Source organism: Bacillus piscicola, from assembly GCF_022458745.1.
Lineage (GTDB): Bacteria > Bacillota > Bacilli > Bacillales > Marinococcaceae > Alteribacillus_A > Alteribacillus_A piscicola.
This window is the reverse complement of the sequence record NZ_JAJJJF010000010.1, coordinates 17,829-43,357: the sequence shown is the minus strand read 5'-3', so window position 1 is coordinate 43,357 and position 25,529 is coordinate 17,829. Positions and strand designations below refer to the sequence as shown.

General features: G+C 44.5%; 26 protein-coding genes and 1 pseudogene. 15 read left to right on the top strand and 12 right to left on the bottom strand.

The window, feature by feature from the left end; genetic code table 11:
* Positions 1–55: 55 nt before the first annotated feature.
* The 5 genes from LOR49_RS13875 to LOR49_RS13855 all read left to right on the top strand — a co-directional run bounded on the left by LOR49_RS13875 (position 56) and on the right by LOR49_RS13855 (position 4,948).
* A complete protein-coding gene (locus LOR49_RS13875) occupies positions 56–1,099 on the top strand; it encodes an ABC transporter substrate-binding protein (protein ID WP_240377346.1) in 1,044 nt (347 codons plus the stop codon).
* A 78-nt stretch (positions 1,100–1,177) separates the two neighbouring features.
* Complete coding sequence (locus LOR49_RS13870) at positions 1,178–2,191, top strand: FecCD family ABC transporter permease (RefSeq protein WP_240377345.1); 1,014 nt, start codon at positions 1,178–1,180, stop codon at positions 2,189–2,191.
* On the top strand, positions 2,188–3,225 hold the full coding sequence (locus tag LOR49_RS13865) for a FecCD family ABC transporter permease (RefSeq protein WP_240377344.1): 1,038 nt from the start codon (positions 2,188–2,190) through the stop codon (positions 3,223–3,225). Before LOR49_RS13870 ends, LOR49_RS13865 begins: the two co-directional genes overlap by 4 nt.
* Positions 3,226–3,295: 70 nt before the next feature.
* Positions 3,296–4,120: an ABC transporter ATP-binding protein gene (locus LOR49_RS13860; RefSeq protein ID WP_240377343.1), complete on the top strand. Its 825-nt coding sequence runs from the start codon at positions 3,296–3,298 to the stop codon at positions 4,118–4,120.
* A 90-nt stretch (positions 4,121–4,210) separates the two neighbouring features.
* Positions 4,211–4,948 carry an IucA/IucC family C-terminal-domain containing protein gene (locus tag LOR49_RS13855; protein ID WP_240377342.1) on the top strand — a complete coding sequence of 246 codons (738 nt, stop codon included), beginning with the start codon at positions 4,211–4,213 and terminating at the stop codon, positions 4,946–4,948.
* A gap of 409 nt (positions 4,949–5,357) precedes the next feature.
* Here the strand turns inward: LOR49_RS13855 and LOR49_RS13850 are convergent, their stop codons facing one another.
* The 3 genes from LOR49_RS13850 to LOR49_RS13840 are packed head-to-tail and all read right to left on the bottom strand — an operon-like array spanning position 5,358 to position 6,484.
* The gene (locus LOR49_RS13850; protein WP_240377341.1) at positions 5,358–5,600 is read right to left on the bottom strand and encodes a hypothetical protein; all 243 of its coding nucleotides are present in this window, start codon (positions 5,598–5,600) and stop codon (positions 5,358–5,360) included.
* Complete coding sequence (locus LOR49_RS13845; protein ID WP_240377451.1) at positions 5,581–6,096, bottom strand: RNA polymerase sigma factor; 516 nt, start codon at positions 6,094–6,096, stop codon at positions 5,581–5,583. The genes LOR49_RS13850 and LOR49_RS13845 overlap by 20 nt, the downstream gene beginning before the upstream one ends.
* A gap of 16 nt (positions 6,097–6,112) precedes the next feature.
* Positions 6,113–6,484: a group-specific protein gene (locus LOR49_RS13840; protein WP_240377340.1), complete on the bottom strand. Its 372-nt coding sequence runs from the start codon at positions 6,482–6,484 to the stop codon at positions 6,113–6,115.
* Positions 6,485–6,796: 312 nt separating this feature from the next.
* Between LOR49_RS13840 and LOR49_RS13835 the strand changes: the two genes are divergently transcribed.
* Together LOR49_RS13835 and LOR49_RS13830 are read left to right on the top strand one after the other, a co-directional pair.
* Positions 6,797–7,993 (top strand): cytochrome P450 family protein, encoded by a 1,197-nt coding sequence (locus LOR49_RS13835; protein WP_240377339.1) that lies wholly within the window; start codon positions 6,797–6,799, stop codon positions 7,991–7,993.
* A 178-nt stretch (positions 7,994–8,171) separates the two neighbouring features.
* Positions 8,172–10,583, top strand: coding sequence for an EAL domain-containing protein (locus LOR49_RS13830; RefSeq protein WP_240377338.1), 2,412 nt, complete (start codon positions 8,172–8,174; stop codon positions 10,581–10,583).
* A 273-nt stretch (positions 10,584–10,856) separates the two neighbouring features.
* Here LOR49_RS13830 and LOR49_RS13825 read toward each other — a convergent pair whose 3' ends face one another.
* Both LOR49_RS13825 and LOR49_RS13820 read right to left on the bottom strand, forming a co-directional pair.
* Positions 10,857–11,801: a DUF6612 family protein gene (locus LOR49_RS13825; protein ID WP_240377337.1), complete on the bottom strand. Its 945-nt coding sequence runs from the start codon at positions 11,799–11,801 to the stop codon at positions 10,857–10,859.
* A 180-nt stretch (positions 11,802–11,981) separates the two neighbouring features.
* On the bottom strand, positions 11,982–13,520 hold the full coding sequence (locus LOR49_RS13820) for an AbgT family transporter (protein WP_240377336.1): 1,539 nt from the start codon (positions 13,518–13,520) through the stop codon (positions 11,982–11,984).
* A gap of 209 nt (positions 13,521–13,729) precedes the next feature.
* Here LOR49_RS13820 and LOR49_RS17665 point away from each other — a divergent pair, with 209 nt between their 5' ends.
* Complete coding sequence (locus LOR49_RS17665; protein WP_240377334.1) at positions 13,730–14,404, top strand: DUF421 domain-containing protein; 675 nt, start codon at positions 13,730–13,732, stop codon at positions 14,402–14,404.
* An 83-nt stretch (positions 14,405–14,487) separates the two neighbouring features.
* On the opposite strand, the gene LOR49_RS13810 is transcribed toward LOR49_RS17665, so the two are convergent.
* The 4 genes from LOR49_RS13810 to LOR49_RS13795 form a co-directional block, all read right to left on the bottom strand.
* The gene (locus tag LOR49_RS13810; RefSeq protein WP_240377332.1) at positions 14,488–14,925 is read right to left on the bottom strand and encodes a universal stress protein; all 438 of its coding nucleotides are present in this window, start codon (positions 14,923–14,925) and stop codon (positions 14,488–14,490) included.
* Positions 14,926–15,061: 136 nt separating this feature from the next.
* On the bottom strand, positions 15,062–16,108 hold the full coding sequence (locus tag LOR49_RS13805) for a hypothetical protein (RefSeq protein WP_240377330.1): 1,047 nt from the start codon (positions 16,106–16,108) through the stop codon (positions 15,062–15,064).
* A gap of 19 nt (positions 16,109–16,127) precedes the next feature.
* Positions 16,128–16,997, bottom strand: a complete 870-nt coding sequence (locus LOR49_RS13800) for a permease prefix domain 1-containing protein (RefSeq protein ID WP_240377328.1) — start codon at positions 16,995–16,997, stop codon at positions 16,128–16,130.
* Complete coding sequence (locus LOR49_RS13795) at positions 16,987–17,319, bottom strand: PadR family transcriptional regulator (RefSeq protein ID WP_240377450.1); 333 nt, start codon at positions 17,317–17,319, stop codon at positions 16,987–16,989. Before LOR49_RS13795 ends, LOR49_RS13800 begins: the two co-directional genes overlap by 11 nt.
* Before the next feature lie 278 nt (positions 17,320–17,597).
* On the opposite strand from LOR49_RS13795, the gene LOR49_RS13790 reads away from it, so the two are divergent.
* The 3 genes from LOR49_RS13790 (at position 17,598) to LOR49_RS13780 (ending at position 19,702) form a co-directional block, all read left to right on the top strand.
* A complete protein-coding gene (locus LOR49_RS13790; protein ID WP_240377327.1) occupies positions 17,598–18,218 on the top strand; it encodes a helix-turn-helix domain-containing protein in 621 nt (206 codons plus the stop codon).
* Between the two features lie 146 nt (positions 18,219–18,364).
* Positions 18,365–18,628: a hypothetical protein gene (locus tag LOR49_RS13785; protein WP_240377326.1), complete on the top strand. Its 264-nt coding sequence runs from the start codon at positions 18,365–18,367 to the stop codon at positions 18,626–18,628.
* A gap of 207 nt (positions 18,629–18,835) precedes the next feature.
* Positions 18,836–19,702 (top strand): SDR family oxidoreductase, encoded by an 867-nt coding sequence (locus LOR49_RS13780; RefSeq protein ID WP_240377325.1) that lies wholly within the window; start codon positions 18,836–18,838, stop codon positions 19,700–19,702.
* A gap of 42 nt (positions 19,703–19,744) precedes the next feature.
* Here the strand turns inward: LOR49_RS13780 and LOR49_RS13775 are convergent, their stop codons facing one another.
* A complete protein-coding gene (locus LOR49_RS13775; RefSeq protein ID WP_240377324.1) occupies positions 19,745–20,662 on the bottom strand; it encodes a DMT family transporter in 918 nt (305 codons plus the stop codon).
* A gap of 128 nt (positions 20,663–20,790) precedes the next feature.
* Positions 20,791–21,069 carry a GNAT family N-acetyltransferase gene (locus tag LOR49_RS13770; protein WP_240377323.1) on the bottom strand — a complete coding sequence of 93 codons (279 nt, stop codon included), beginning with the start codon at positions 21,067–21,069 and terminating at the stop codon, positions 20,791–20,793.
* 205 nt (positions 21,070–21,274) lie between these two features.
* On the opposite strand from LOR49_RS13770, the pseudogene LOR49_RS17760 reads away from it, so the two are divergent.
* The 4 genes and pseudogenes from LOR49_RS17760 to LOR49_RS13755 all read left to right on the top strand — a co-directional run.
* A pseudogene (locus LOR49_RS17760) lies at positions 21,275–22,348 on the top strand (HAMP domain-containing protein); the annotation flags it as partial.
* Positions 22,349–22,540: 192 nt separating this feature from the next.
* A complete protein-coding gene (locus LOR49_RS17755; protein WP_420830481.1) occupies positions 22,541–23,287 on the top strand; it encodes a methyl-accepting chemotaxis protein in 747 nt (248 codons plus the stop codon).
* A gap of 125 nt (positions 23,288–23,412) precedes the next feature.
* The gene (locus LOR49_RS13760) at positions 23,413–24,054 is read left to right on the top strand and encodes an ABC transporter ATP-binding protein (RefSeq protein ID WP_240377321.1); all 642 of its coding nucleotides are present in this window, start codon (positions 23,413–23,415) and stop codon (positions 24,052–24,054) included.
* Positions 24,047–24,835: an ABC transporter permease gene (locus LOR49_RS13755; protein WP_240377320.1), complete on the top strand. Its 789-nt coding sequence runs from the start codon at positions 24,047–24,049 to the stop codon at positions 24,833–24,835. The genes LOR49_RS13760 and LOR49_RS13755 overlap by 8 nt, the downstream gene beginning before the upstream one ends.
* A gap of 357 nt (positions 24,836–25,192) precedes the next feature.
* Here the strand turns inward: LOR49_RS13755 and LOR49_RS13750 are convergent, their stop codons facing one another.
* Positions 25,193–25,408 carry a hypothetical protein gene (locus LOR49_RS13750; protein WP_240377319.1) on the bottom strand — a complete coding sequence of 72 codons (216 nt, stop codon included), beginning with the start codon at positions 25,406–25,408 and terminating at the stop codon, positions 25,193–25,195.
* Between the last annotated feature and the right edge of the window lie 121 nt (positions 25,409–25,529).

Below are 25,529 nucleotides of genomic sequence, written 5' to 3'. Positions count from 1 at the left end.
GAGGGACAATCACTAAACTCTTAATGTCACCCTACATAACTTAAGGAGGAGAAAAATGGCTATATCATTCCGTAAATGTGTTTTCACTATTCTTACGCTTGCATTGTTAAGTGTCCTGCTGGCAGCTTGTGGCAGTAAAGAAACATCCCAGAAAGAAGAAACGGGTAACGCAGCTCAGAATACAGAAGAAGCAAGCGCAGGTAACACAGATGCTTCGGAATCGGACGTCCGTGTGATTGAACATGCCATGGGAAAAACAGAAATTGAAGGAACCCCTAAGCGAATTGTCACCTTGTATCAAGGCGCAACAGATGCAGCAGTTGCATTAGGGGTCACTCCGGTCGGCGTTGTCGAATCTTGGGTGGAGCAGCCTGTGTACAAATATCTCCGTGATGATTTGGACGGCGTACAGCAAGTAGGCTTGGAAACGCAACCGAACATAGAAGAAATTGCCAAGCTTGATCCCGACTTAATTATTGCCTCAAAGCTTCGCCACGAAAAAGTATACGACCAACTTTCAAAGATCGCCCCGACGGTTACGCATGAGACAGTTTTTAAATTTAAAGACACCGTTGAACTGATGGGAAAAGCAATGAACAAAGAAGATAAAGCGGAGCAGCTATTGTCCGATTGGGATAACCGCATCGCAGACTTTAAAGAAAAAATCAATGCCAAATTAGGGGACGAATGGCCGATTGAAGTATCTGTCTTGAATTTCCGGACCGACCATGCACGAATTTATGTGACCGGTTTTGCCGGTGATATTCTGAGCGAGCTCGGGTTTGTCCGCCCTGAAAATCAACAGAAGGAAGCAGAGGCCGGTAACGTCGTGATGAAACTGACGACGAAAGAAAGTATTCCATCCATGAATGCAGATGTTTTCTTCATTTTTAACTCCGACGGTCATAACGCTGATGCCGAAGCCATTCAACAAACATACGATGAATGGACGAGTCATCCGCTCTGGCAGAACCTGGACGCCGTCCAAAACGACCGCACCTATATTGTCGACGATGTAGCCTGGAACATGGGTGGCGGCTATATAGCAGCCAACAACATGCTAGACCAGATATATGACCATTTTGAGTTAGAGAAATAAGTTACCGTGTTGTTAATCAGGCAGGGGCCGTGTCCCCCGCCTCCTTTTTATTAAAAACTTGTTGGAAAGAGTGCGACTATGAATCCGTTATTTCCGCGAACTTCATTTAAATTTATTGGCCTTGCCATAGGTCTAAGTATCTTTTTTATTTCGTTTGCCGCGAGCGTTGTGCTCGGCCAGACACCAACATCGATCAGTACAGCGATGGACGCGTTTCTTCGTTATGATGCGTCTTCCACAGAACACATTGTCATTACGACTACCCGTCTGTCTCGGGCGGTAATTGCTTCTGTGATCGGCGGGGGACTGGCGATGGCCGGAGCGCTCATGCAGGCATTGACGCGTAACCCGCTCGCGTCGCCGAGTATTTTTGGCATCAATGCAGGCGCGCTCTTTTTTGTCGTCACCGCTACCGTTTTATTCTCGGTCAGCTCGCTCTTACACTTAATGTGGATTGCTTTTTTAGGAGCCGCTGTTGCCGCCATCCTCGTTTTCTTTCTTGGATCGCTCGGCAGGGATGGTCTCTCCCCGATTAAAATTGTCCTGGCAGGAGCCGCGCTGACTGCTTTTTTCACCTCTTTCACGCAAGGTCTATTAGTGATCGATGAACAAAGTCTGGAGGGCGTTTTGTTTTGGATTGGCGGCTCCGTCGCGGGCAGAACGCTTGAGATGCTTGAGCCTGTCTTGCCATTCATGGCCGGGGCAGGTATCGGTGCCCTTCTTTTGGGGAGACCGATTAACATCTTAACGTCAGGAGAAGACATCGCCAAAGGGTTGGGACAAAAAACGATTCTAATTAAATTACTAACCGGCCTTGTCATTGTCCTGCTTGCAGGCGGAGCGGTAGCAGTCGGCGGTTCTATTGGTTTTATCGGTCTTATTGTCCCCCATATTGTCCGTGGTTTGATCGGGATGGATTACCGCTGGATTATCCCTTACTGTGCCATTTTTGGAGCAAGTCTGCTGCTTCTCGCAGATGTAGGAGCCCGGTTTGTCATTATGCCGGAAGAAATGCCCATTGGCGTGATGACGGCAATACTCGGGGCACCATTTTTCATCTACATCGCACGAAGGGGGTTCAGTAGAGAATGAGCAAACGTACAACCATCCGGAACCGCTCTGATTCGATCTCTTTTTTAGTGGAAAATAGATCTATGTTTGTCTTTCTCGTTTTCATTCTGCTCTCCTTTCTGTTATTCATTATCGGCTTATCCATCGGAAGCACGATAATTCATCCGCTGACTGTCCTAAAAGAACTCATTGGGATTGGAAACGGAGAGCATGCTTTTGTGATTGAAACACTGAGGCTGCCGCGCTTATTGCTTTCCTTCTTCGCTGGCATCTGCCTTGGTATTTCGGGGCTTATTCTACAAGGGATTGTCCGAAATCCGCTTGCCTCCCCTGACATCATCGGCATTACAGGCGGAGGCGCAGTTGCTGCCGTGGTGATGATTACCTATTTCCCAACTATCGATATTACACTTTTGCCGTTTGTGGCGATTGCCGGTGCTGGCACAGTCTCCTTTTTCATTTATACATTGGCATGGAAAAAAGGAGTAACACCGATCCGGCTTGTATTAATCGGGATTGGTGTTCAAGCGTTAACCGGATCTTTCATAACGATGCTCATGGTGCTCAGTCCGTCCTATTCAACGAGTGAAGCCTATATTTGGCTGACAGGCAGCGTATACGGCGCTAATTGGGGAAACGTCCTGAGCATGCTGCCGTGGATGATCGTCTTCGTACCACTCGCCTTCTTGTTTTCGCGAAAAGTTAACGTACAAGAGCTCGGTGACGATGTGGCCGCCAGTCTCGGAAGCCACGTGCAGCGAACACGATTCGGTCTTATCGCCATTAGCATCGCTTTAGCCGGAGCAGCAGTGGCATTTGCCGGCGGAATCGGCTTCGTCGGGCTAATCGCACCGCACATCGCACGCAGGCTCGTCGGCAGGTCATTCGGCAGTCTTGTGCCCGTCTCTGCACTAGCGGGAGGTATTATTGTCATGCTTGCAGACATCGTGGCCCGGACGGCTTTTTTGCCACTCGACCTCCCAGCAGGCGTTTTCGTATCCGGCATGGGAGCCCCTTTCTTCATTTACTTGCTTTACAAAACTCGTAATTCTTAAAGATCATCATTTAGAACTCACGCAAGTATGTTATGTTTCTCTTATTTCATTAAAAAAGGAGCGGTATAAGATGAATGCTTTGGAAACAAATTCACTGACGCTCGGATACGGTAATACGAAGATTATCGATGACCTGAACCTCGAAATTCCAACAGGGGAAATTACTGTTTTTGTGGGTGCAAATGGCTGCGGAAAATCAACATTACTGCGCTCACTCGCACGTCTCTTGAAACCACAGGCAGGGGATATTTTCCTGGAAGGAGATGCAGTAAAGGAGCTGTCTACAAAGGAAGTAGCGAAACGGCTTGCCATTTTACCGCAGGGTCCGACTGCTCCGGAAGGGCTGACCGTACTGCAACTTGTCAAACAAGGAAGATACCCGCATCAAAGCTGGCTGAAGCAATGGTCTCGGGAGGACGAGAAGATCGTCAAAGAGGCGCTTTCCGCAACGCAAATGCAAGGCCTGGAAGAAAGGTCCGTGGACTCGTTATCCGGCGGACAGCGGCAACGAGCGTGGATCGCGATGACCCTCGCGCAAAAAACCGGTACGATTCTTCTCGATGAACCGACAACGTATCTAGACATGGCACATCAAGTGGAGATTCTAGACCTTTTATTTGAATTAAATGAAAAAGAAAGCAGAACGATCGTAATGGTGCTCCATGATTTGAATCTCGCCTGCCGTTATGCGCATCACATCGTCGCGGTTCGTGATAAAAAGGTCTATGCACAAGGACGTCCGGAAGATGTCATCACAACCGATATGGTGAAAGATGTTTTTCAGATGAACTGTGATATTGCCGCTGATCCGCTTTTCGGGACACCAATCTGTATTCCACATGGTAAAGGCCGGTGTATCAAGGAAAAACGCTTATTGGAACATCAGATTCTGTAAGCGGGTAGGGGGATACATGACGAGGATACGTTCTGCCGCCGAGGACGTGCCTCCCCCGCTTCCGACCAATAATCAGGAAGGATGGAAAAAATGAGCAGTCTTGCTTTAGAAGAATTAAAGACTTTTCACATTGAAATAAAAACCGACCAGTCTCCTGGAACCACAACCGAGCTGTCTGATTTGCTTGAGGAAAAACAGTGCTTTTCTTTTTTGGAAAAACAACGGATAGCCTTTCATGCGCCCAGTATTCCCGTGGCCGCTTCCATGTTCTCCAAAAGATATGCCCACCTTGTTGTCGCCTCGACGTTATACAGCATGGCTGTCTACAACGGTGCTTTTCACCTTCCTGTCAAAGCGTGCTCCCTGAGCGAAGATCGCAAACTTTGTATCCGGCAAGAGCTATGCCCCTGGGAGGAAGCCAGACACCTAGACCGCGAACCGTGGCGAAAAAAGGTGCTTGGAAGACTTTTTATGTGTCACCTTACCCCTATTTTTCATATATTAGAAAAAAACTCCCGCCTGCCCGCTTCGATTTTATGGGAAAACGCCGCCACCCGCATGAACTCCGTATACAGAAAAATTCTGACCAGTAAACCCGGCCCGGTGGTCGAAGAGCGCCTTTACAACGATTTTTGTTTTTTGAAAGAAACGGACGGGACACTTTTCCAGCTCGCTGAAAACCCGCTTGCTCCCTACCTTAAAATAGAGGAGAACTTAGAACTGCCACAACGAAAAACATGCTGCCTGTACTACACGCTAGAGAAAGAAACGGAAGACCTCCGTTTTTGCCGTAACTGCCCTACGAAGTCCCGTCGGTATGCTGACTAAATCACTATTAACTCGCACGAAAAACTGTACGATACTGGTGAATCGAGACGACTGTTGCTTTTGGAGCATAGCGTCTTCCAGATTGTGTCTCGTCATTCTCCCACTAGCCAGCCGCTATTTTCTACCCCATCGATTTTCACGACGCCATTCGCTCTCTATAAATGTCGCTGTTTTCCCGGTCACTCACTTTCAATACATCATACACTTGCTATGACGTTGTTATTTTCGGGTTCTCTCATTTTCATATCGTTATACACTCGCTATGACGGTGTTATTTGTTCAGTCACTCCGTTTTACGGCTCCATACACGCTGGAATTCATCGCACGCATCCTCGATAGTGACGCCCTTATCGTCATGGGCGGAACGGCTTCCAAAGTCATTGGCGACATTGTCGGGGCAGCTTTTGTATTAATGAATGAAAATGTGCGTTAATGTAATAGCGGCTACTCCCATAATTGGAACAAACTTTAACATCATAACCCCATTTTCTGAGGATATGAATGGCTCAAGTGGATCTTTTGCGGGCGATGCCATAAATCGGATAAAACGTGCCCACCTGCTTGGTTTCATAGGGAAGTCAGGTATATCTACATGATATTCTTCCAACTTCGCAGACAGATGGTGATCTTCTTTAAAAGACTCCTGAGTCATATTCGTTCCCCTCCAATTCTTCTCTTAATCTCTTGATTGCCACGTGTAATCTAGATTTAACCGTTCCTTTTGGAATGGCAAGAATTTGAGCTACTTCATCTTGAGATAGCTCATGGTAATAGTAGAGTAATACAACAGCGCGTTGTGTGTCAGGCAGCTTTGCAATGGCTTCCCGAATCGTTATTCTATCTGACAGATGGAGTCCGTCGTTCTGTACCGGGGTAAGAAAGGGTAAAAGTTTCTTCCATCTCTTGCGACGGTTTAATTTTGTTATCAACAATCGATAAGCAATTTGGAACAGGTACGACTTTAGTTTACCCTTCTCTGGATTGTAATCATGCTTATGCCGCTGCAGTTTGACAAATGTATCTTGAACAATGTCAATACTTAAGTGCTCATCTCTTGAATAACGGAAAACGAATGAATAAAGAGGCGGTTTTAATAAAGTGTAAATTCCTTCTAATGCTTCATTATCTCCTTTTTGATAAGCGATCATTAATTCATCTTCACGATCATTCAATCTCATCGCCCCAGCGTTCCTTTATAGCTTTCAGGGTCATAGATACCCGGCAAATTAGATAAATAATGGATACCAATGTCCACACTTGTGCTTGGTTTGTAAAAAATTGTACCAAAACATTTTCAACAGTTTTGCCACTAGATACCAGAAAATTAAGAGCTTGAACACAAATAACGGAATATGCAGCCAGGACAATCGTAAGTGTATCAAAGACATTCCATCTTAAATATATTTTCGATTTTTTGTAATTGATTTTACCATTCTCGCGAACAACATATTTACGCTCCATTGGAATAGCAATCGCTAAAATAACAATTATTAAACAACCGCCAACAATTAGAGAAACGATCCAGCCAGTATCCATTCTTCCCATCCCCTTTACTCTCTTTTCTAACTATACAAACGAGAGAGCAAAAAGGTTCATTTAGAGGGAGGAAAAAATCATTATCATCCTTACGAAGTAAATGTGCTATCATTGGCTAATTTATCTTCATCATTTAGCAATTCAAAAACGGCATCGTTATTTCAACAGGTGCTTAAAAATTTTTTTCTTTTTGACAAATAGAATATATGATGTTAAATTATTAAACAGTTAATTAAATAAACTGTTTAATAAGAGTGAACAAACTAGAACACACTGAAGATGCCAACTATATATAAAAAGGGGATATGCTGCGTGTCGAATCAAGACCACCCAGAGAGCACCGAACTATTTTCAACGGAATTTAATCAAAATCCATATCCTGGCCTGTCATCATTACGAAAGAGTGATCCCATTTACCGCACACTCATGCCGAACGGGCAGTATGCTTGGGTGGTGACCCGCTATGAGGACGCTGTTGAGGTTTTGAAAGACCAACGTTTTAGTAAAGACCGCACAAAGCTGTTTGATGATGGTGCCGGCTATGATGTAATGGGCAAGAATATGTTATTTTCCGATCTCCCTGATCACAAACGGCTGCGAAGCCTCGTCCAAAAAGCATTTACACCGCGGATGATTGAAGGCCTGCGTGGCCGGGTTGAGGAAATTACGAATGAGCTGATTGATGATATGGAAGGCCAAAAAGAGGCCGATTTTATCAATGCTTTCGCCTTTCCATTACCTATCATAGTCATTTGCGAAATGCTCGGCGTTCCGACAGAAGATCGTGACAAGTTTCGTGAATGGTCCAATACTCTCATTGAAGCTTCGAACAATCCAGAACAAGCAATGAACACCGGACAAAGCTTAATGGCTTTCATGGCGTATATCCAGAACTGGATTACAGAGCGCCGTAAAGATCCGCAAGACGACCTCATAACTGACTTGATACAAGCCGAAGAAGGCGGAGATCAGTTCACAGAAGAAGAGCTTTGTTCCCTCGTCTTTTTGCTAATTGTTGCGGGACACGAAACAACCGTCAACTTAATTAGCAATGGACTTCTTGCCCTGCTTGAACATCCGGATCAAAAGAGAAAATTACAGGAAAACCCTGAACTCATTCATACCGCTGTCGAAGAATTTTTACGTTATGACGGCGCTGTTATGTTCAGCACCGACCGCTGGGCGAGCGAAACGATTACATGGGGAGACAAGGTTATCTCTCAAGGAGACTTGGTGATAGTGGCCCTTGGTTCGGCCGACCGTGATCCCGAACATTTTGCAGACCCGGACGTTTTTGATATCACACGGGAAAAGAGCCGTCACCTTGCCTTCGGAAAAGGGATTCACGCTTGTCTCGGAGCCCCACTTGCCCGCTTAGAAGCGGAAATTGCCATCAATACGGTATTACGTCGACTGCCACACATCAAACTGAACACCACTATTGAACAATTGAAATGGCGTCCAAGCACGATCATTCGCGGAATGGAAGAATTCCCCGTTACCTTTTAGGTAACCACAAGCCTGTCCGGTTTATAGCCTGGACAGGCTTCTTGGTTTAGTTTTACGCACAAAATTATGCCAAAATTGCCACATATTTTGTCACAGTGCGCTATAATAAAAAAATATTCTAAATGCGCTGCTTTCTTCTTCCATGATGAAGCAGCTTTAAGAAACAGAGGTGCCAGCCATGGAAAACATCTTTCCCCATATCCAGCATGATCCGTTTCTCGTTTTTCTCTCTTATGTTATCGCAACCATTTCGGCCTACGCATCTATTGATTTAGCAAGAAGAATGAGAATATCCGACGGAAAAGGTAAAATCATATGGCTCGTTTCTGGCGCGTCCGTTCTCGGAATCGGTATTTGGTCGATGCATTTTATCGCTATGTTAGCTCATCATTTTCCTTATCCCGTCTACTACGAGGTGGGACTTGTCATTGTTTCCGTTATCGTCGCGGCTGTCGGCTGTGTTATCGGCTACTATATCGTATCGGCTAAGCCGTTTAACATTTCCCGTTTTCTAGTGTCGGGAGTAATCATGGGACTTGGAATTGCCTCCATGCACTATATCGGAATGGAAGCTATTCAACCGGTGACTGTCACATATGAGAAATCGCTTTTCTTCCTCTCTATTTTTATTGCTGTGTTCGCCTCAGCTGCTGCCTTGTGGATCGGTTTTCTATCACCTTATGCAGAACGGGGGATGTCTTGGAAATTAAAATTAATTTTTTCTCTACTGATGGCAATCGCAATTTCAGGCATGCATTATACCGGCATGGCAGCAGCGCGATATTCCATGACTTCCACTCTAAGCGATACGCTGATAGACTCAATGCTTGACACCAGACTTCTCGCTTGGATCGTAACCGCTGTTACTCTTATTATTTTTTTATTATTCTTTTTTTCCATCACCTTCGACCGTATGTGGCGAAAACAGGAGGTAGTACAAAGCTCGATTCTTGATGCGGCACAAGACGGGATTGTTGTATCGAGTAGCGACGGCAGAATCTTACATGCAAATCCAGCGTTTTACAACTTACTGGGGCAACCTGTAAAACCACAACTGTCAGACCAGCTGCAAGCCTATCACCCCGATTTCAAAAATGATATCGACGTCAATCGGGAATACCATATTGAAGTGACTAACTCCTTGTTAGAGGTGAAACGACATCTCATTGAAGGGGAGAATGTCGATCATTCGCTTTGGTTTTTCCGCGATATCACAGAGAACATGCAGGACAAACAAAAAATTGAATTCATGGCTTACCATGACACGCTGACACAACTGCCGAACCGCTTTAAACTGGAGGCAGTACTTTCGGAATGGTTGGACGCTGATTACGAGGTTGCCTGTATTTTTCTTGATCTCGATCGATTGAAGTTCACCAATGATACTCTTGGCCATGAAGCAGGAGATGAACTGCTTCAACACGCTGCTGAACGTTTGAAAACCATCATATCCAGCAATGATCTCCTCGCACGATTCGGTGGCGATGAGTTTATCATTCTTTTAGCTGGAGATCGTGCAAAGGCAGCCATGGAAATCGCACATGAATGCGTAAAGACGATGGAGGTTCCTTTCACCGTTAACGGTGTAAACCTGCGTATCACCATCAGTGCCGGCGTGTGTACATATCCGCAAAATGCTGATTCAGCAACGGAATTAATTCGTTTTGCCGACTTTTCCATGTACGAATCGAAAAGAAACGGTAAAAACCAAGTTACTCTATTCAATTCGGTTATCAAGGAACAGACACGGCGAGCTGTTCAAATCGAGGAGGCGCTCTTGACAGCGATCGACCGCGGCGAATTCCATTTGCTCTATCAACCGAAGATTTCTGTCAGAACAGGGAGGTTGGACAGCGTTGAAGCGCTCCTCCGCTGGAACCATGCGCAACTTGGGGCAATATCTCCCGCAGAGTTCATACCAATCGCAGAGGAAAGAGGTATAATTGATGAAATCGGAGAGTGGGTACTACGAGAAGCATGCCGGCAGTGGGGAGATTGGACAAACGAGCACGACCAGCCTATTGCTGTCGCTGTGAATATTTCACCCCTTCAATTTTCAAAGGATGATTTTCTGCCAGTTTTAAAACAGATTATCGAGGATACCCAGATCGATCCTCATTACTTAGAACTTGAGATAACCGAGTCCGCTTCGCTTGCATTTGAAGACCACATGAAAATAAAACTACAGGCACTTCGAGAAATGGGGATAAAAATTTCACTGGATGATTTCGGAACAGGCTACTCGTCTTTTCGACATTTAAAAGAGATGCCAATTGAAGTGTTGAAAATTGACCGATCCTTTTTAAACGAGTTGATAGGTAACAGTGGGCAAGAGGCGATCGTCCGTTCCATGATCCAGCTCGGTCATAACTTAAATCTTCAAGTACTTGCAGAAGGTGTGGAAGATCAATTACAGGCTGATTGGCTTAAGCAGGAAGGCTGCGACATCGTACAGGGGTTCTTCTACAGCAGACCGGTTCGTCATGATGTTATTAGTGACATTGCCCATTACTCAAAAACCAACAATCTAAGCCCCTCTCCAACAGTTTGGAGATCACTATCTGCAGGGACTGAATCGAACAGAGTCTAAAAAACACTTCGATTTTATCCCATCTCTATCACCACCTAATGGAATCAAAGCCAATCCTCGTGACTTTCGATAAACGAGCAGACAGGTTGTTGTTCTCCAACGAAAACCTTCTGCTCTTTTGTTTCCTCGCAACGTGCTCGATTGCCTCACCTGCAAGAAATCTAGTTTATCGATCACTTCAGAAATTAGTCTGTAAGGTAAACATAACTAAAAAAGAAGAACCTGGAATAGATCCTTCTTCTCTCCGTATAAATTGGTCTCCTATCGTCTAAATCACATCGGTGCTTCCATTTCCTCCATGCGTCCCACATCTTCCATCTGTGCCCCTACATCCACGGCTTGCTCGATTGCTTCATGAGGGATCTTGATTTCGTCTATTCCATCCAGTTTAGAGAATTTCCCTTTAGAAGATTGCGTCAAGCTCATCGTCTGACCATCCTGTTCCATCGCCATGTCCATTTTCAATTCAAATTCTTTTTGATAAAACGTTTCTTTGTCAATGAACATCACATATGATAAGTTTTCGATATCGAGCTGATTCATCGCCTGTTCCATATCAGCCTGCGTTTGCGGATCGTTGTTCATTGGAGAAAATGTTTTTGCGATTTCTTTTAATTCTTCCCCGGATCCGTTCACGGTAAGTTTATAGAATTCGCCTTCCTCATTTAATTTCAAGTTCTGAGAAAAATCCTGCAGCATCTCTAATTGCTCCTGAGGAGACATCTGCATGTTTTCAAGATTAGCCATCCCCATGCTTTCCGCACTCATGCTCATCCATTGATTTGTCGTCGGTTCATGTAAATATACCGTACCATCTTCATTCATATATTGTTCCATTTCCATCATTTCGCCATTTTCGGGATTCGGCATCGAAATGACTTGATGGAACATCATCGGTTTTTGCGTGACGTCCATCTGAAGTTCCATACCCATTGGGATTTCTTCACCCTGAATTTGCGTGGCCTGATCCATCGTCATGTCGATACGGTAACTGTTAATAGCCTCCATTGCTTCGATAGACTGTGCTAATATAGTCTCAGCCGACACCGTGTCAGTATCTGCCTCCGCCTCTTCCGTTTGCTCTACAGAAGGGGTCTCTGATTCTACTGACGAAGCTTCCTCTACTGGTTCCTCACTCGTCTCAGTTTCTGTGCCTCCACAAGATGCTAGCAGTAAGGTACATCCTGTCAACACAGCTAACCACATTAACTTTTTCAACCGGCTTCCTCCCTCTAACTTGACAGCCTTTTCTCGTGAATTATTCATTGACAATATATTGGCTGGTAATCATTTTGGTGATAATTATAGCATTAGCACTTTCAAAAGATGAGTTAGCAAAGAACTAATTATTGCGAAGACTTTGAACCTAGTCGTCTTGCTATTCGTTAGTCTATCGTGCTAATAAGTAAGATTCGCTCCCGGCCCTACAGGAATACCAAGTAAATACCAAGCAACAAAAAAGATTGTCCAGATGACGAGAATAAAAAGAGAATGCGGCAGCATGAGAGAGACAACCGTACCCACTCCGTTATGTTTGCCGTAACGCTGCGCAAAGGCTACGATGAGTGGAAAAAAAGGCATTAACGGTGCAATAATATTAGTAGCCGAATCCCCAATACGATAGGCAACTTGTGTAACTTCAGGCGCAATACCAAGTTGCATAAACATAGGAACAAAGACAGGAGCCATGATCGCCCATTTTGCAGAATCCGCTGCAATAAACAGATTAATCAGGGCGGTTATAAAAATTAAGGCAACGAGTAACATGACTCCAGTGATATGGAGCGCCTCCAGCAAGTTCGCTCCTTTTACAGCGAGAATTGTTCCTAAATTTGTGTAATTGAAAAACGCAACAAACTGGGCTGCAAAAAAGATCAGTACGATAAAACCTGCCATCGTCTCAAAAGAAGAGGTCATCAAATTCGCGACATCCTTATCATTTTTCACCGCCTTTGTGACAATTCCGTACACCACACCAGGAACAAGAAAAATCAGCATCATAATAAAAATGATACTACCCATAAATGGGGATTGGACAAAACCACCCTGTTCACCTCTTAGCAAACCGTCCTCTGGAATCACCATCAGTAAAATCCCAATAACAACGGCCAATACAGAGAGATTTCCCCATAAGAGCCCTTTCTTTTCTAAAGCAGAAATGCCCTGGTTGTTCCGATTTTCTTCAGATACATACTTCCCCAATTTCGGTTCTACAATTTTGTCCGTCACGAATGTCCCGATCGCTACTACTAGAAAAGTAGAGATGAACATATAGAACCAATTATCCGTCGGAAAAACTGTATATTCCGCATTTAAAATTCGGGCTGCTTCGGTTGAAATACCACTGAGTAACGGATCATTGGTCCCTAGAAACAGGTTAGCCGAATATCCTCCGGAGACTCCGGCAAAGGCGGCAGACAGACCGGCTAGCGGGTGGCGTTTAAACCCAACGAAGATAATAGCGCCGAGCGGTACGAGAATAACATAGCCGACCGAGGCTGCGACATTGGACAATACCCCCATGAGCACTACAATCGGCGTTGCAAATTTCTGTGGCGCTCTTGTCACCGTATGAGTCATTAGGGTACTAATATAACCACTTTTCTCCGCCACCCCCACACCGAGCATTGCCACAAGTACGGGGCCAAGAGCCACGAAGGACGTGAAATTATGTACGACACTCGTAAACATGTACCGAATGCCATCTGGCACAAGCAAGCTGACAGTTTGGACATGAAGCATTTCCTTTTCCATCGTTTCACGGTTAATTCCTTCAAATTGAACACTTACCTCCAAAAGATACAATACATGCGAGGCAACTATCACCAATAAAGTAAACAACACAAAGATAGTAACTGGATGCGGGAGCTGGTTTCCCCTTTTTTCAATAAAATTCAATGCTCTTATAACCATGGTCGGCTTCTTCGGTTGACTCATATCACCCCTCCTTTCGATATATTTCCCAAAGTTAAGTATACCGATAAGAATTGAAAAATGACAAGCGAAACACCTAATTTACTTACCTACACCACAGATGAAATGTTGAAGTTACTAACATGCGTACTATCTGGATAGACGATGCATACAATATAGACAACCCGCAGAAGGTAATGCAGGAGAGGTAAAAAGAAGCGGAGATGATTACTGTGCTCACATTTATAGGTACACTACTGTTTTTATTGATGATTACGATTATTGTAGTGCGATTTATGGGAAAGTCTGCTTTAGCTCAATTTACTCCTCATGATTTGATTGCCATCTTTTTCATCGTAAGTCTTGCCGTGAGTTCCATCGAGGTGAACGGACTATTGCAATCGGTGATCGGCATCGGGCTCGTGATTATTGTACATATTTTACTTTCAAGACTAAGCCTGTATAACCGCTTAAACCCAGTGATGATCGGGGAACCGCTTATTCTTATCAAAAATGGAAAAGTCATTAAATCAAGCCTGAAGCGCAGCCGTTTTTCGTTAGCCGAGCTGCTGGCCAGTATAAGGGCGAAAGGTTATGCCGATATTACCCACATTCAATACGCAATCCTTGAACCAAGTGGCGATATCAGCGTGTTGATAAAAGAAGTTTCAGCCCCTCTTACCCCCGCTTCGCTGGGATACCAGACAAATGATCAAGGGCTTCCCATTGCTGTCATTATTGAAGGTAAAATCCAGCCCCGTAATTTGCAATTGATTCATAAAGATAAAGAATGGCTGCGCACAAAGCTACAAGCAGTCGGCGTTAAATCACTTGATGAAATTTTCTATGCTGCCGTAAGAGAAGAAGATCACTCTTTAATCGTTGATGATGGAAAGGGTTGTTTTTAATGACTATGCCTAAGAATAAAAAGTCGATTCCCACCTATAAGGAACCGACTGATTGCAAATGAATCAATAATTTTTTTATCACTTTATCGATTGCGGACAATCAAAACATCACACGGAGCATGGCGGACAATTGCTTCGGATACGCTCCCGATAAATAGCCGCTCTACCGCATTCAGACCAGTGGCTCCGGCAACAACGACGTCCGCTTTATACTCTTCAGCTAACCCTCGTGGTATTTTCCCTTTCGGCGTACCGTGCTCTATTACGGTCGTCACCTTTTCTACACCTGCTTCCTTAGCCTCTTTTTCGTGGTCTTGAAGCAGCTTTTCTCCGTAATCTTCGGCCTGAGAAATAACCGTATTGTTATACTGTTCAATTGTTGCTAATGCTCTTGTATCGACAACATGAGCAATAATTAAGTGAGCGTCACTGCTTCCTGCAAGATCAATTGCTTTAGATAACGCACGTTTCGATTCATCTGATCCATCAACTGCTACGAGAATGTTTTGATATACTGCCATACTATTAGGCCTCCTAAGTAATTAAACTACTATACTAAAAAGTTTACTAAATACGCAGGTTTTCCACTATCAGGACTTTCCCTATATTTCGTAAACACTTATACTTTTTGTCACCTCTATGGAAACGACAATCATCTTATTCAATTTTTATTTCCTCTTCCCCTTTTTCCCCATTCAGAGCAAAGCGAAACAGATTATACTGGTTAGTCTGGTTCGCTTTCTGGCTCATTTTGACGTAGTACAAGAAGGTTTCGTGTTCATTCAGCTTGGAGTTCATGACGGCCTCATTAATGTGGAGTCGATCCCCCTCTTCCTTTTCTGCGCGGTCGAACCATACAAGATCATACAAAAATTTCCCGCCTTCTCCCCAATTCATAATAGTTTGGTAAAGTAAAGTGGTCTCATCTTCGAATAAAACAAACTCACTAATCGGGATATCACTTTTTTTCTTTGAGACGAGATCCAGTGCGGCCGGATCGTCAATTTCCATTTCATAAATTCGCTCGGTTGCTTGAAACATTGATTCCGGTGTAGATTTTGCAAAATCATCCGGCAAGATCATTAGCAGTTTTTTCCCATCATCTACCAATCGCAAGGAGCCGGGAGCGTAAGCTTCAAAAGATCGTATTTTTTCCCAATTGCCATCCCGTTTTAATGTATATAGATCCGATTCAAACGGAATAAATCCTGCTTCTGGTTCTGTGCTAGTGCTCAAATGGACACCATTTACAATCATCCGGTCATGAGTGGCATCGTACAGTATCTCTTCCATAAAGCCTCTCGCATGGAGAACGTTCGTTTTTTTCCCGGTTTCGGTATTCACTGTCATCACATCGCTATACACCAATTGGAATTCTTGCTCCCCCGGCGGCTCTTCCGGGGCTCCGGTTGTCGATATAAAGGTTACTTCTTCCTCTCCGCTAAAAACAGGACTGAGAATTTCCCGTCCTTCTTCCGATTCATACACAAGCTGTGACACGCCATCCTCTGATTGAACGAAAAGAGACTGCACTCCGTTCTGGGCTGTCACATAGAGAAGCTGGTCCTCCTTACCCAAATCGTATTCCCCTGTGAAGGCAGGACGCGCTTTTTCTTGCGATGTAATAATCTGCCCTGCCGCCACAAGCCCTCCTGTTAATACTAGAATCATGCTAAATAAAATGATTAATCCTTTTTTATTCATCGTCTCCTCCTCTCCTTTATCAGAATCCAATCTCAAAACCAAAAAATGCAGCCAGCCAAGGCATAAAAATGAATCCCAGCACCCCTGCAGATAACAGGAGACTAACTAAGGCTCCTTTTGGGTGGCGACGGGCCAGCATAACTTGTGCAGTATAAAGAAGCACCCAAACTAAAAGAGGTACGATAACATAGAAAAGAACAGAAGCAGGGGCTCCAAATCCGATCGCAATCAAAAGTAGGTACAAACCCGGTAGCGCTGTTAACAGTCCAAGCGTAATATTAACCGCATGAATCACACGACGGGCTCTTTTGTTGTGACTGTTCGTTTCATAGGTAAGGGCCGTTCGGTAAAGAAGAAACACATTTAAGAGAACCATTAATAGAAAACCAATCATCCAAAAGATGTTGTTTCCTAAAGGAGCAGGGGTGCCAGTCGCATTCCCAACGAGCAATAAGAAATTCAAAAGGAGCGCCAGGCTCAGCCATATCTTTCGGTTAATGCTATAGGAACGGTTGAGCGCGAAGAATAGAACGAGAGAATGACCAATTATCCCACTTAATACGTGGAAGAGCGCTACCTTTTCTTCGATTAGAACGATCAAGTACTCCCCGATTGTGAAAAGAAAACCTAGAATTGCTAGCAAAAGCAGCAATTCTTTCCGGAATGGAAACATTGCCTGCTGTAGCCGATCCCCTATTTCTGCTTCTTTCCCAAATGATTTCATCGCGTATTCAGTTGCCTCCTCCTTCGATTTTCCTTGCTCGAGCTGTTCATCACAGATCATATAAACATGGATCAGCATTTCTTCATATAAATCGTCTCGTTCCGTTTTGCTGCAATCGGTTTGATCGACGATCCGCTTTACGTAATTCTCCAATTCATGACTCATAGGAACCGCCCTCAAATACTCTCTTCATCAGTTCGTTTAGAGTGGCCCACTCCTTACGCTTCCGCCCTAATTCCTTATCACCTGTTTCTGTCAAGGAATAATATTTCCTCCTCCCGCCAGCGGGCTCGCTCCAATATGACCAAATCCACCCTTTCCTCTCCATCCGCTTTAAAGCCGAGTATAGTGTTCCTTCACTCATATCGTACGTGTCCTCACTAAGCTCCTTAAGTTTCTTCGTCATTTCGTAGCCATACAAATCCTTTTTTGCAATCAAGGAAAGCAACAGTACATCAATACTACCCTTCATCATCTCTTTATCCATCCCAACCAAATCCTCTCTTCGAAGATGGTTCCATTGTATATGTTCCATACCTCGTAATACAAGGGTTGGTTTTTAACCAAGGTAAAAGCACGTCTCTCCTTAAGGAATGTGTCTTTTTTTCGTGGACATAGCTTAAATAAGCACTTGCGTGATTTATCCAACCGTTAAAAAATAAATATTTGTTGTAAATTGTTGAATTTACTGACTTTGGATATATACTGAAAGATAAACAGGGGCTGGTCGTTTGGTTCCCGGATGAGAGAAAGGAAGAGAAGAAAATGGAGACTAATACTCACTTTGGTAAACGTTTAAAAAATCTCAGACAGCAACGAAGACTGTCACAAATAGATTTAGGCAGCGCTATCGGAGTGTCGCAGGCGACAATCGCTTCGTATGAAAGCGGCGGAAGAAGACCGCGATACTCACGAATACTCACGATCGCCGAATACTTTTCTATCTCTCCTAATGCACTCCTCGGTTACAAGTCTGGGCGCCGTGCGATTGACGGTTTGCTTACTGTGCCTGTTTACAAATTTCTCCCCGCTCACGTGAAGATAGGGGACAAAAAACATCTTCACCACTATTCTTATTTGCCAGAAGACGGGCGATATAAAGAAGACAAAGTCTTTATGTTAAATAATCTTGATGAAGCGATGAGCTCACGTATTCAAAAAGGAGATTCACTGGTCGTCACCGTCACCGATACGATCGAAGAAGGTGTACCTTTCGTCGTTCATATCCATAAAGAAAAGGCTACGATAAGGCGAATTTATCAGGAGGAGCGAACAAACTCTTTCATCTTAACTGCCGATCATCCGGACTACCCGCCACACTTGCTCAAACGAGAGGAGTTCCTCATTCGCGGCAAAGTTTCTCAAGTTATTTTTGAACCTCGTTAACAATAGAAAAGCCGTGCTTCTCTTAAGAAGGGATTCGTATTCTTTGCATCCTCTCCGCTGAACGCGTAAAATGGGAGTGGTATCATTCCAGTGCAATGATTGTTTCTTTGCACCTTTGCATTCATTCAGACGTGAGGAGGGTTTCCATGCAAAATAACGATGACGAAAAAAATACAAACAATCCTAATAACAATACAACGAACAATAACAATGCTAATAAAGAGAAGGAAGAACCATTGTTTGAAAAAGGGGAACTTCTTTATTTTCAAGATAAAGCGTGCCGAGTAATCGCAGAATATGACCGTACCGTGTGCGTGGAATATTCGGATTATCCATTTGCCGGAGAGGAAGAAGAATTTCCGTACCCGCGTGTCATCCTCTTAAAAAACGAGGTCCGACGTCCTTCCTAAGTAAACAGACGTTACCGTAATAGCATCACTCGATAACAACGCTTGGATATCAATATCCAAGCGTTGTTTGTGTTCATGACCCCCTTACAGAAAAGCCCACTCCGAACCTGCTCTGTACCTGATACCACCATGTTTCTATCTATGAAGTTTAACAAATGCTATGTGGTGGTACATAAGGGGCAGATATTACAGTGGGAGGAGATTCGTATGGATCCGAGAAAACAGCAGATTAATGGCCAGCCCGCGCAGACGCAGGCGAAACAGCCCGGCATTGAGTCGCAGATGGACCCGTTACCAATACAGCCTAAGACGTACAGAGGTAGCGGTAAGCTAAAAGGGCGCACTGCGCTCATTACCGGAGGTGACAGCGGGATCGGACGCGCGGTTGCTCTTGTATATGCAAAGGAAGGCGCTGACATTTCCCTCGTATACCTAGAAGAACATGGTGATGCTGAGGAGACAAAAGCGCTTGTAGAGGCGGAAGGTGTTTCTTGTTTCTTATTAGCCGCCGATCTAAAGAAAGAATCTTTTTGCAAAGAAGTGGTTGAAAAAACGGTTACTGAACTTGGCAGGCTTGACATCGTCGTGAACAATGCCGGCATTCAATATGTTGTCGATGATATCGCTGAGATATCAGCTGAGCAACTTGAAGAGACGTTTCAAACGAATTTTTACTCTTATTTTCACGTCACGAAAGCGGCGATTCCTCATCTACAAGAAGGCAGTGCCATTATCAACACCGCCTCCATTAACGCCTACAGAGGAAATCCAAGCTTAATCGATTATTCCGCAACAAAAGGGGCAATCGTCTCTTTTACACGCAGCCTTGCCCCGCCGCTAGCAGAAAAAGGCATTCGCATTAACATGGTCGCTCCTGGCCCGGTATGGACACCCCTCATCCCGTCTACTTTTCCTGCAGAAGGCGTCGAAAACTTCGGAACCGGAAGCCTGTTTAAGCGTCCCGGTCAGCCATCGGAACACGCAGGCGCCTATGTCTTTTTAGCCTCCGATGAGTCATCATATATGACTGGACAAGCGATTCACATTAACGGGGGAGAATACCTTTCTTCCTAATCAACGAAGGCAAGCATTACAAAAAAGAGACAGTTATCATCATTACTTGGATAACTGTCTTTCTTCTATGACCGCTTCAGGGATATATTTTTTCTTTTTCGTCGTTAGTAACACACCTGTTATAACAACGAGCGCACCAATGGCTTGGATGGGTGTAACAACGGCCTCAAGAAAGAGTACTGCGCCAATTATCGTAAACACCGGCAGGAAATTCAGGAATACAGACGCCTGCGATGGCCCGATAGCTTCGACTCCTTTATTCCATAAGATCAAGGCAATCACTGATGGGAAAATTCCTAGATACAAAAGACCGAGAAGATGATCCTGCTCTAAGATGTTCGGGAAGCCGTAAGCCCGCCACTCTAAGGCAGCAATTGGTAATAAGGCGAAATTGGCGATCGCAAGCATGATAAGCAGGCTGCCGTAAACCGGAAACTTAAACATGTGGTATTTCACAAGTATTGAATAAGCAACCCACATCCCAACAGCGCCAAGCATGATAACGTCCCCGATATTAAAGGCCAGGTTGCTGACAATCTCCCAAGACCCCTCTGTAATCACCCAAAAAGCTCCTCCCACCGAGAGAATAACTCCAACCCATTGAACAGCACGCAGTCTTTCTCTTAAGAAAAGTACACTGACCAAAATTGTAGCGATGGGGATGGATGATTCCATAATGGCGACATTCGTCGTATTCGTAAACTGCAAGGATGCGTAAATAAACGTATTAAAAAAAGCAACCCCCGTCAAAGCCATGCCTAAAAGCGGCTTCCACTCTCTCTGGAACGTTTCTCGGTAGCGGACAGCCTGCCGCCAGCCGAACGGAAGTACCACTAAAAAGGCTATCAATACGCGGAAAAAGGCTATTGTATATGGAGGCAGATCATTGATCGCTTTCCCTACAATAATATTGGCCGCATATAGAATAGCTGTAATCAGTAGAAACACGTACGCCTTCACGAAAGATCCCCCATTTCTCCCTCGGTCCAGTGTAACGCTTTTCTCCACTTTCGTTAACCACTTAAACTCAGGTAAAATGGGAGAATACTAAGGTTACTTCCTATTCTTGATTTCTTTCCTCTTACTAACTAAACGGTTTTTAACACGTCATGATATTCCTCGTTTTTCTTTAATTGTTTAAGTGCGTATGGACATTGTGCGATAATTTCTTTATTTTCTGCACGAGCTTTGTTAACGACTGCTGCGACCAGCTCCTTGCCGATCCCCGCACCGGCTAATTCATCAGAAACATGGGTATGCTCGATGACGAGATCACTTTCCCTGTCATGTCTGTACGTAATCTCCGCTTTTTTCTCCCCATCTTTCTCCACAAAAAATTCTCCATTCCCTCGCGTTATCTGTGCCATCGATTCTCCTCCTTCCCTTGCTTCCTATCCTTTACCCGATATAGAAAAGATGCAGACAAAAGATACGAAAAACAATTAATTTTTAATATCATCATTTATCATACACAAAAAAATATTAACAAAATTGGGTCAATAACTAAATTAGTGGTACTTTTATACCGATATAGAAAAGGAGGATACTATTGAGAGGCAGGGGAGAGGTAACATGCTTAATTTGAAATTCAGCCACAAAATTACACTGATTACGATTTCAATTATCGTGGCGACAGTTGTGTCACTAGCTGCATTTACGTATCAATCACAGCACCGGTTAATTTCACAGCAAATGGAAACGGAAGCGGAGAATGTACTCGAACAGCTCGACGGGGACGTGGAGTCGTACCAGCACACTCTTCAGATCGTAGAAGACAGTTTGAAGACGAATTACTTAAAGCTCGCGCATTCGGTAGCGGAAACGTTGTCCGGGAAGGAAGATCTGAGCGTCGAAGAATTGCAGGCACTCGCCGATCAAATTGACATCGCAGAAATCCATATAATGAACAGTGAAGGAATGCTTGAATTTAGTAACCAAGCAGATGTCATCGGCTACATGTTTGATTCAAGTGAACAGTCGGCACCGTTTATGGAAGCGATCACAAATAAAAACTTCGAAATGGCTCAGGAGCCGACCGTCCGCGGAAAAGATGGAAAGTTGGCCATGTATGCCGGTGTAGCTACACAGGACAAGCCTGGAGCTGTTCAAATCGGCATTGAACCGAAAGAGTACCAGGCATTCGTTGACTCCTTTGATCTTCAAGAGGAAGTGCAGAAAAATTCATTCGCAGAGACCGGGATCACCTTCATAGCCGACAAAGACGGCGTGATCACTGCACACCCGAATGAAGAAAAGGTAGGAACGCCCGTAGATAAACTTACTTTTGCGTCATCAATCACCGACCAAGAAAACGGCGGCTTTACCTATGATGAAAACGGAACAGCAAAATATGCTGCTTTTCAACGTGCGGATGACGGCACCCTACTACTGGCAACAGTCAACCAGAACGATTATTTTGGTGCATTAAATGAGTTGCTTATCCAATTTGCCATTACGGCTCTGATTATTATCGTAGTGTCGATTATTTTATTGTTGTTATTTGCTAAATATAACATTTCCAAACCAATTGATGAATTAAAAGAGGCAATGGCCGGGATTGCCTCTGGTGACTTAACGAGTGAGCACACGCCAAAACGCCGTGACGAAATTGGAGAAATGTTTAATCACTTAAATGAAACACAGCACAGCTTGCGACAATTGATCGGCAGTATTTCCTCCACCTCGGAGAATATTGCATCATCCGCCGTACAGCTTGCAGCAAGCTCCGATGAAACGAGCCGGGCCGCCGAACACATATCCCAGACGATTCAAGAGGTAGCATCTGGTACGGAAAAACAGAGCGCAAGCGTCGAACAAACAACGCAAATTGTCGCGGATATGTCGCAAGGCGTCGAACAAATCACGGTTAATGCGCAAAACGTCTCTGCAAATGCGCATGACACATCCGGAAAAGCAGAAGCTGGAAACCAGGCTATTCAAGAAACGATCAAGCAGATGAATTCGATTCAGAAGGCAGTTACAGACCTTTCCGCGGAAGTGAAAAATCTGGGAGATCAGTCGAATAAAATTGGGGATATTATCCAAACAATCACCGATATTTCTGGAGAGACCAACTTACTAGCGCTTAACGCCTCTATCGAAGCAGCCCGTGCTGGAGAGTCTGGAAAAGGGTTCGCAGTTGTGGCGGAAGAAGTACGTAAACTGGCAGAAAAATCCGCCGTATCTGCTGAACAGATCACCCAGCTCATTTCGACGAATAAAGAACAGACTGAAAAAGCGGTACAAACGATGGAAGCGACGACAACGGAAGTGGCCTCCGGGATTGAACTTGTCAATACAGCTGGTGCGTCTTTTGAAGACATTCAATCAGCAACCGACTATGTAACGAAACAGACCGAGGAAGTGGCATCTGCCATTTCGCAAATTGCCGAAAGTGCTAAAAGTATTGCAAGCTCCATTGATGTCATCTCTGAAGTTGGTTCCCAGTCTGCTTCTGAATCACAAAACGTCTCTGCGGCAACCGAAGAACAACTTGCCGCCCTTGAAGAAGTCTCAGCGTCTACCGCCTCCTTATCCGAAATGGCTGACGAACTTCAGACGCTCGTCCGAAACTTTAAAATTTAACAAAGAGAAAGAGTGCTTTCCAGACAAAGGAAGCACTCTTCTTTTTTCATTCCTTTTTGACCAACGGTTGTTTGTTTGCGACTATATTAAGGGAGGATAATGCAAGAAAGAGAGGATGTCCAAGAGTGTTCACTTTGAAAGATGCAACATATAAAGATATACTTTCTATTCGCAAGCTGACGTTTTCTGACAAGGAGGTCACAAGTATTATCGGGGAAAGTGGGACTGGAAAATCGACACTGTTAAAAATGTTGAACAACCTTATTTCCCCTACAGGCGGCTCCATTTTTTACAACGGAACGAACCTTACGGAAATAGATCCGATTGCATTGCGTCGAGAAGTCGTCATGCTTTCTCAAACCCCTGTTTTGTTTGGGAAAACAGTTAGGGAAAATCTAGAAGCCGGTCTTCATTTTGCCGAAAAGCCTGCTATTGCAGATGAAAAGCTGACAGAGGCACTTCATTATCTTTACCTCGACAAGGACCTGGACGAAAAAGCGGAAAAACTCTCAGGCGGTGAGCAGCAACGACTGGCCCTGGCCCGCATCTTGCTAATGAAACCCAGCGTTTCTCTCTTAGATGAACCAACGTCGGCGCTTGATGAAGAACTTGAACAAGGGGTAATGGCGCGCTTCATCGAGCAAGCGCGCGCAATTGGCGCAGTGGTTATCTTCGTTACCCATTCAAAAGCGATTGCCGAGACTTATTCCGACCGTATGATTGACCTTACGCCATTTTCCTATAAAGGAGGCCACCAGGATGAATGACACGCTTCTTGAGCTCGGCTTTTGGCAATTGCTCTCGGCCTACCTGTTCATCGTCGTGTTGCTTGTTATCGTTAAAGTAAGAAAAATTTCGCGCAGCAAAGAAATTTTTATTGCCACCCTGCGGATGACACTGCAGCTCTTACTCGTCGGATACGTGCTCATGTATTTATTTGAACATCCACACCCGCTTTTCACCGTGGTCGTTGTCCTTTTAATGCTGACATTTTCCATTTGGAATATTTATAAACGGATCAGCCGCGATTTGAACAGAAAAATGAAACAGATAATCGCGGTTTCAATCGCTTGCGGAACGCTTTCCAGCCTTCTATATTTTAACTTCATTGTTATTCAATTCTCACCATGGTATGAACCGCGTTATTTTATCCCGATTGCGGGGATGATTATCGGAAATTCCATGACAGGAGTGACACTTGGAGTCCAGACGTTAGTGGAAGGAATGACCGAGCAGCGGACCCGTGTCGAGGCTGCCTTAATGTTGGGAGCGAGTCCAAAAGAAGCATCTCGGAAAATTGTTAACCAAGCATTTGATACGGCGATTCTTCCGACAATCAACAGCATGGTTGGTACCGGGATCGTATTTTTACCGGGTATGATGACCGGACAAATTCTTGCCGGAGTGAACCCGCTAACGGCGATCGAATATCAAATCGCCGTTCTGCTCGGAATCGTCGGAGCCGTCTCCCTGACTGTCATTCTTTTCGTACAAAACGGATATAAGGTGTTTTTCAATGAGAAAAGCCAGCTTATTGAATGGGAGTAATGAAAAAGGCCACCCTGTTCATATTGAGACAAGGTGGCTCGACCTTCGAAGACTCTACCCGTCTGAACGGAGACTTTCTGAACCATCTTTTATGAAAGCATGCCCTGACGATCCTGCCCATTAATGAAACGACGTCCTATATTCCTTATGACGGCGTTATTTTGCATGGCACCCGGTTTCGATACATCATACGCTTCCTATGACGGCGTTATTTTGCGTGGCGCTCAGTTTCGATACCTCATTCACTCCCTATGACATCGTTACTTTGCACGACACTCGGTTTCACTACGTCATTCACTCCCTATGACGGCGTTATTTTGCACGGCGCTCGTTTTCGCAGCACCATACCCCCGTTTTCTAATGCAGCAATTTATTAAGGTCAACACTTGGCGAATGATTGCCTGTTAATTTATCCGCCAAGCGGTTCGCCTCGTATCGTTCTAACTTGCCTGTTGCCTGGCAGTAATGGCAGTTATCGAAAATCGTTGTCTCCAGATAAATCGCATTGTTTACTTTGCCTGTTCCCGCACAATTCGGACACTTTGTCATTTCCACTTGTTTGTTGTAGGCCATCCCCTTATCCCCCTATCGTTCCTTACTGTTGCTGTAAAATTAATAGTTTACCATAATATGAATAGGAGCTATCCTCTTGAGAAAAAAGAGAAGCGGGATATAGTTCCATCCCACCTTTTCC

What these genes read in the sequence shown, in the direction of transcription:
- LOR49_RS13875 (WP_240377346.1), top strand. Translation starts at nt 56, where the DNA reads ATGGCTATATCATTCCGTAAATGTGTTTTCACTATTCTTACGCTTGCA.
- LOR49_RS13870 (WP_240377345.1), top strand. Translation starts at nt 1,178, where the DNA reads ATGAATCCGTTATTTCCGCGAACTTCATTTAAATTTATTGGCCTTGCC.
- LOR49_RS13865 (WP_240377344.1), top strand. Translation starts at nt 2,188, where the DNA reads ATGAGCAAACGTACAACCATCCGGAACCGCTCTGATTCGATCTCTTTT.
- LOR49_RS13860 (WP_240377343.1), top strand. Translation starts at nt 3,296, where the DNA reads ATGAATGCTTTGGAAACAAATTCACTGACGCTCGGATACGGTAATACG.
- LOR49_RS13855 (WP_240377342.1), top strand. Translation starts at nt 4,211, where the DNA reads ATGAGCAGTCTTGCTTTAGAAGAATTAAAGACTTTTCACATTGAAATA.
- LOR49_RS13850 (WP_240377341.1), bottom strand. Translation starts at nt 5,600, where the DNA reads ATGACTCAGGAGTCTTTTAAAGAAGATCACCATCTGTCTGCGAAGTTG.
- LOR49_RS13845 (WP_240377451.1), bottom strand. Translation starts at nt 6,096, where the DNA reads ATGATCGCTTATCAAAAAGGAGATAATGAAGCATTAGAAGGAATTTAC.
- LOR49_RS13840 (WP_240377340.1), bottom strand. Translation starts at nt 6,484, where the DNA reads ATGGATACTGGCTGGATCGTTTCTCTAATTGTTGGCGGTTGTTTAATA.
- LOR49_RS13830 (WP_240377338.1), top strand. Translation starts at nt 8,172, where the DNA reads ATGGAAAACATCTTTCCCCATATCCAGCATGATCCGTTTCTCGTTTTT.
- LOR49_RS13820 (WP_240377336.1), bottom strand. Translation starts at nt 13,520, where the DNA reads ATGAGTCAACCGAAGAAGCCGACCATGGTTATAAGAGCATTGAATTTT.
- LOR49_RS13810 (WP_240377332.1), bottom strand. Translation starts at nt 14,925, where the DNA reads ATGGCAGTATATCAAAACATTCTCGTAGCAGTTGATGGATCAGATGAA.
- LOR49_RS13805 (WP_240377330.1), bottom strand. Translation starts at nt 16,108, where the DNA reads ATGAATAAAAAAGGATTAATCATTTTATTTAGCATGATTCTAGTATTA.
- LOR49_RS13800 (WP_240377328.1), bottom strand. Translation starts at nt 16,997, where the DNA reads ATGAGTCATGAATTGGAGAATTACGTAAAGCGGATCGTCGATCAAACC.
- LOR49_RS13795 (WP_240377450.1), bottom strand. Translation starts at nt 17,319, where the DNA reads ATGGATAAAGAGATGATGAAGGGTAGTATTGATGTACTGTTGCTTTCC.
- LOR49_RS13790 (WP_240377327.1), top strand. Translation starts at nt 17,598, where the DNA reads ATGGAGACTAATACTCACTTTGGTAAACGTTTAAAAAATCTCAGACAG.
- LOR49_RS13785 (WP_240377326.1), top strand. Translation starts at nt 18,365, where the DNA reads ATGCAAAATAACGATGACGAAAAAAATACAAACAATCCTAATAACAAT.
- LOR49_RS13780 (WP_240377325.1), top strand. Translation starts at nt 18,836, where the DNA reads ATGGATCCGAGAAAACAGCAGATTAATGGCCAGCCCGCGCAGACGCAG.
- LOR49_RS13770 (WP_240377323.1), bottom strand. Translation starts at nt 21,069, where the DNA reads ATGGCACAGATAACGCGAGGGAATGGAGAATTTTTTGTGGAGAAAGAT.
- LOR49_RS17755 (WP_420830481.1), top strand. Translation starts at nt 22,541, where the DNA reads ATGTCGCAAGGCGTCGAACAAATCACGGTTAATGCGCAAAACGTCTCT.
- LOR49_RS13755 (WP_240377320.1), top strand. Translation starts at nt 24,047, where the DNA reads ATGAATGACACGCTTCTTGAGCTCGGCTTTTGGCAATTGCTCTCGGCC.
- LOR49_RS13750 (WP_240377319.1), bottom strand. Translation starts at nt 25,408, where the DNA reads ATGGCCTACAACAAACAAGTGGAAATGACAAAGTGTCCGAATTGTGCG.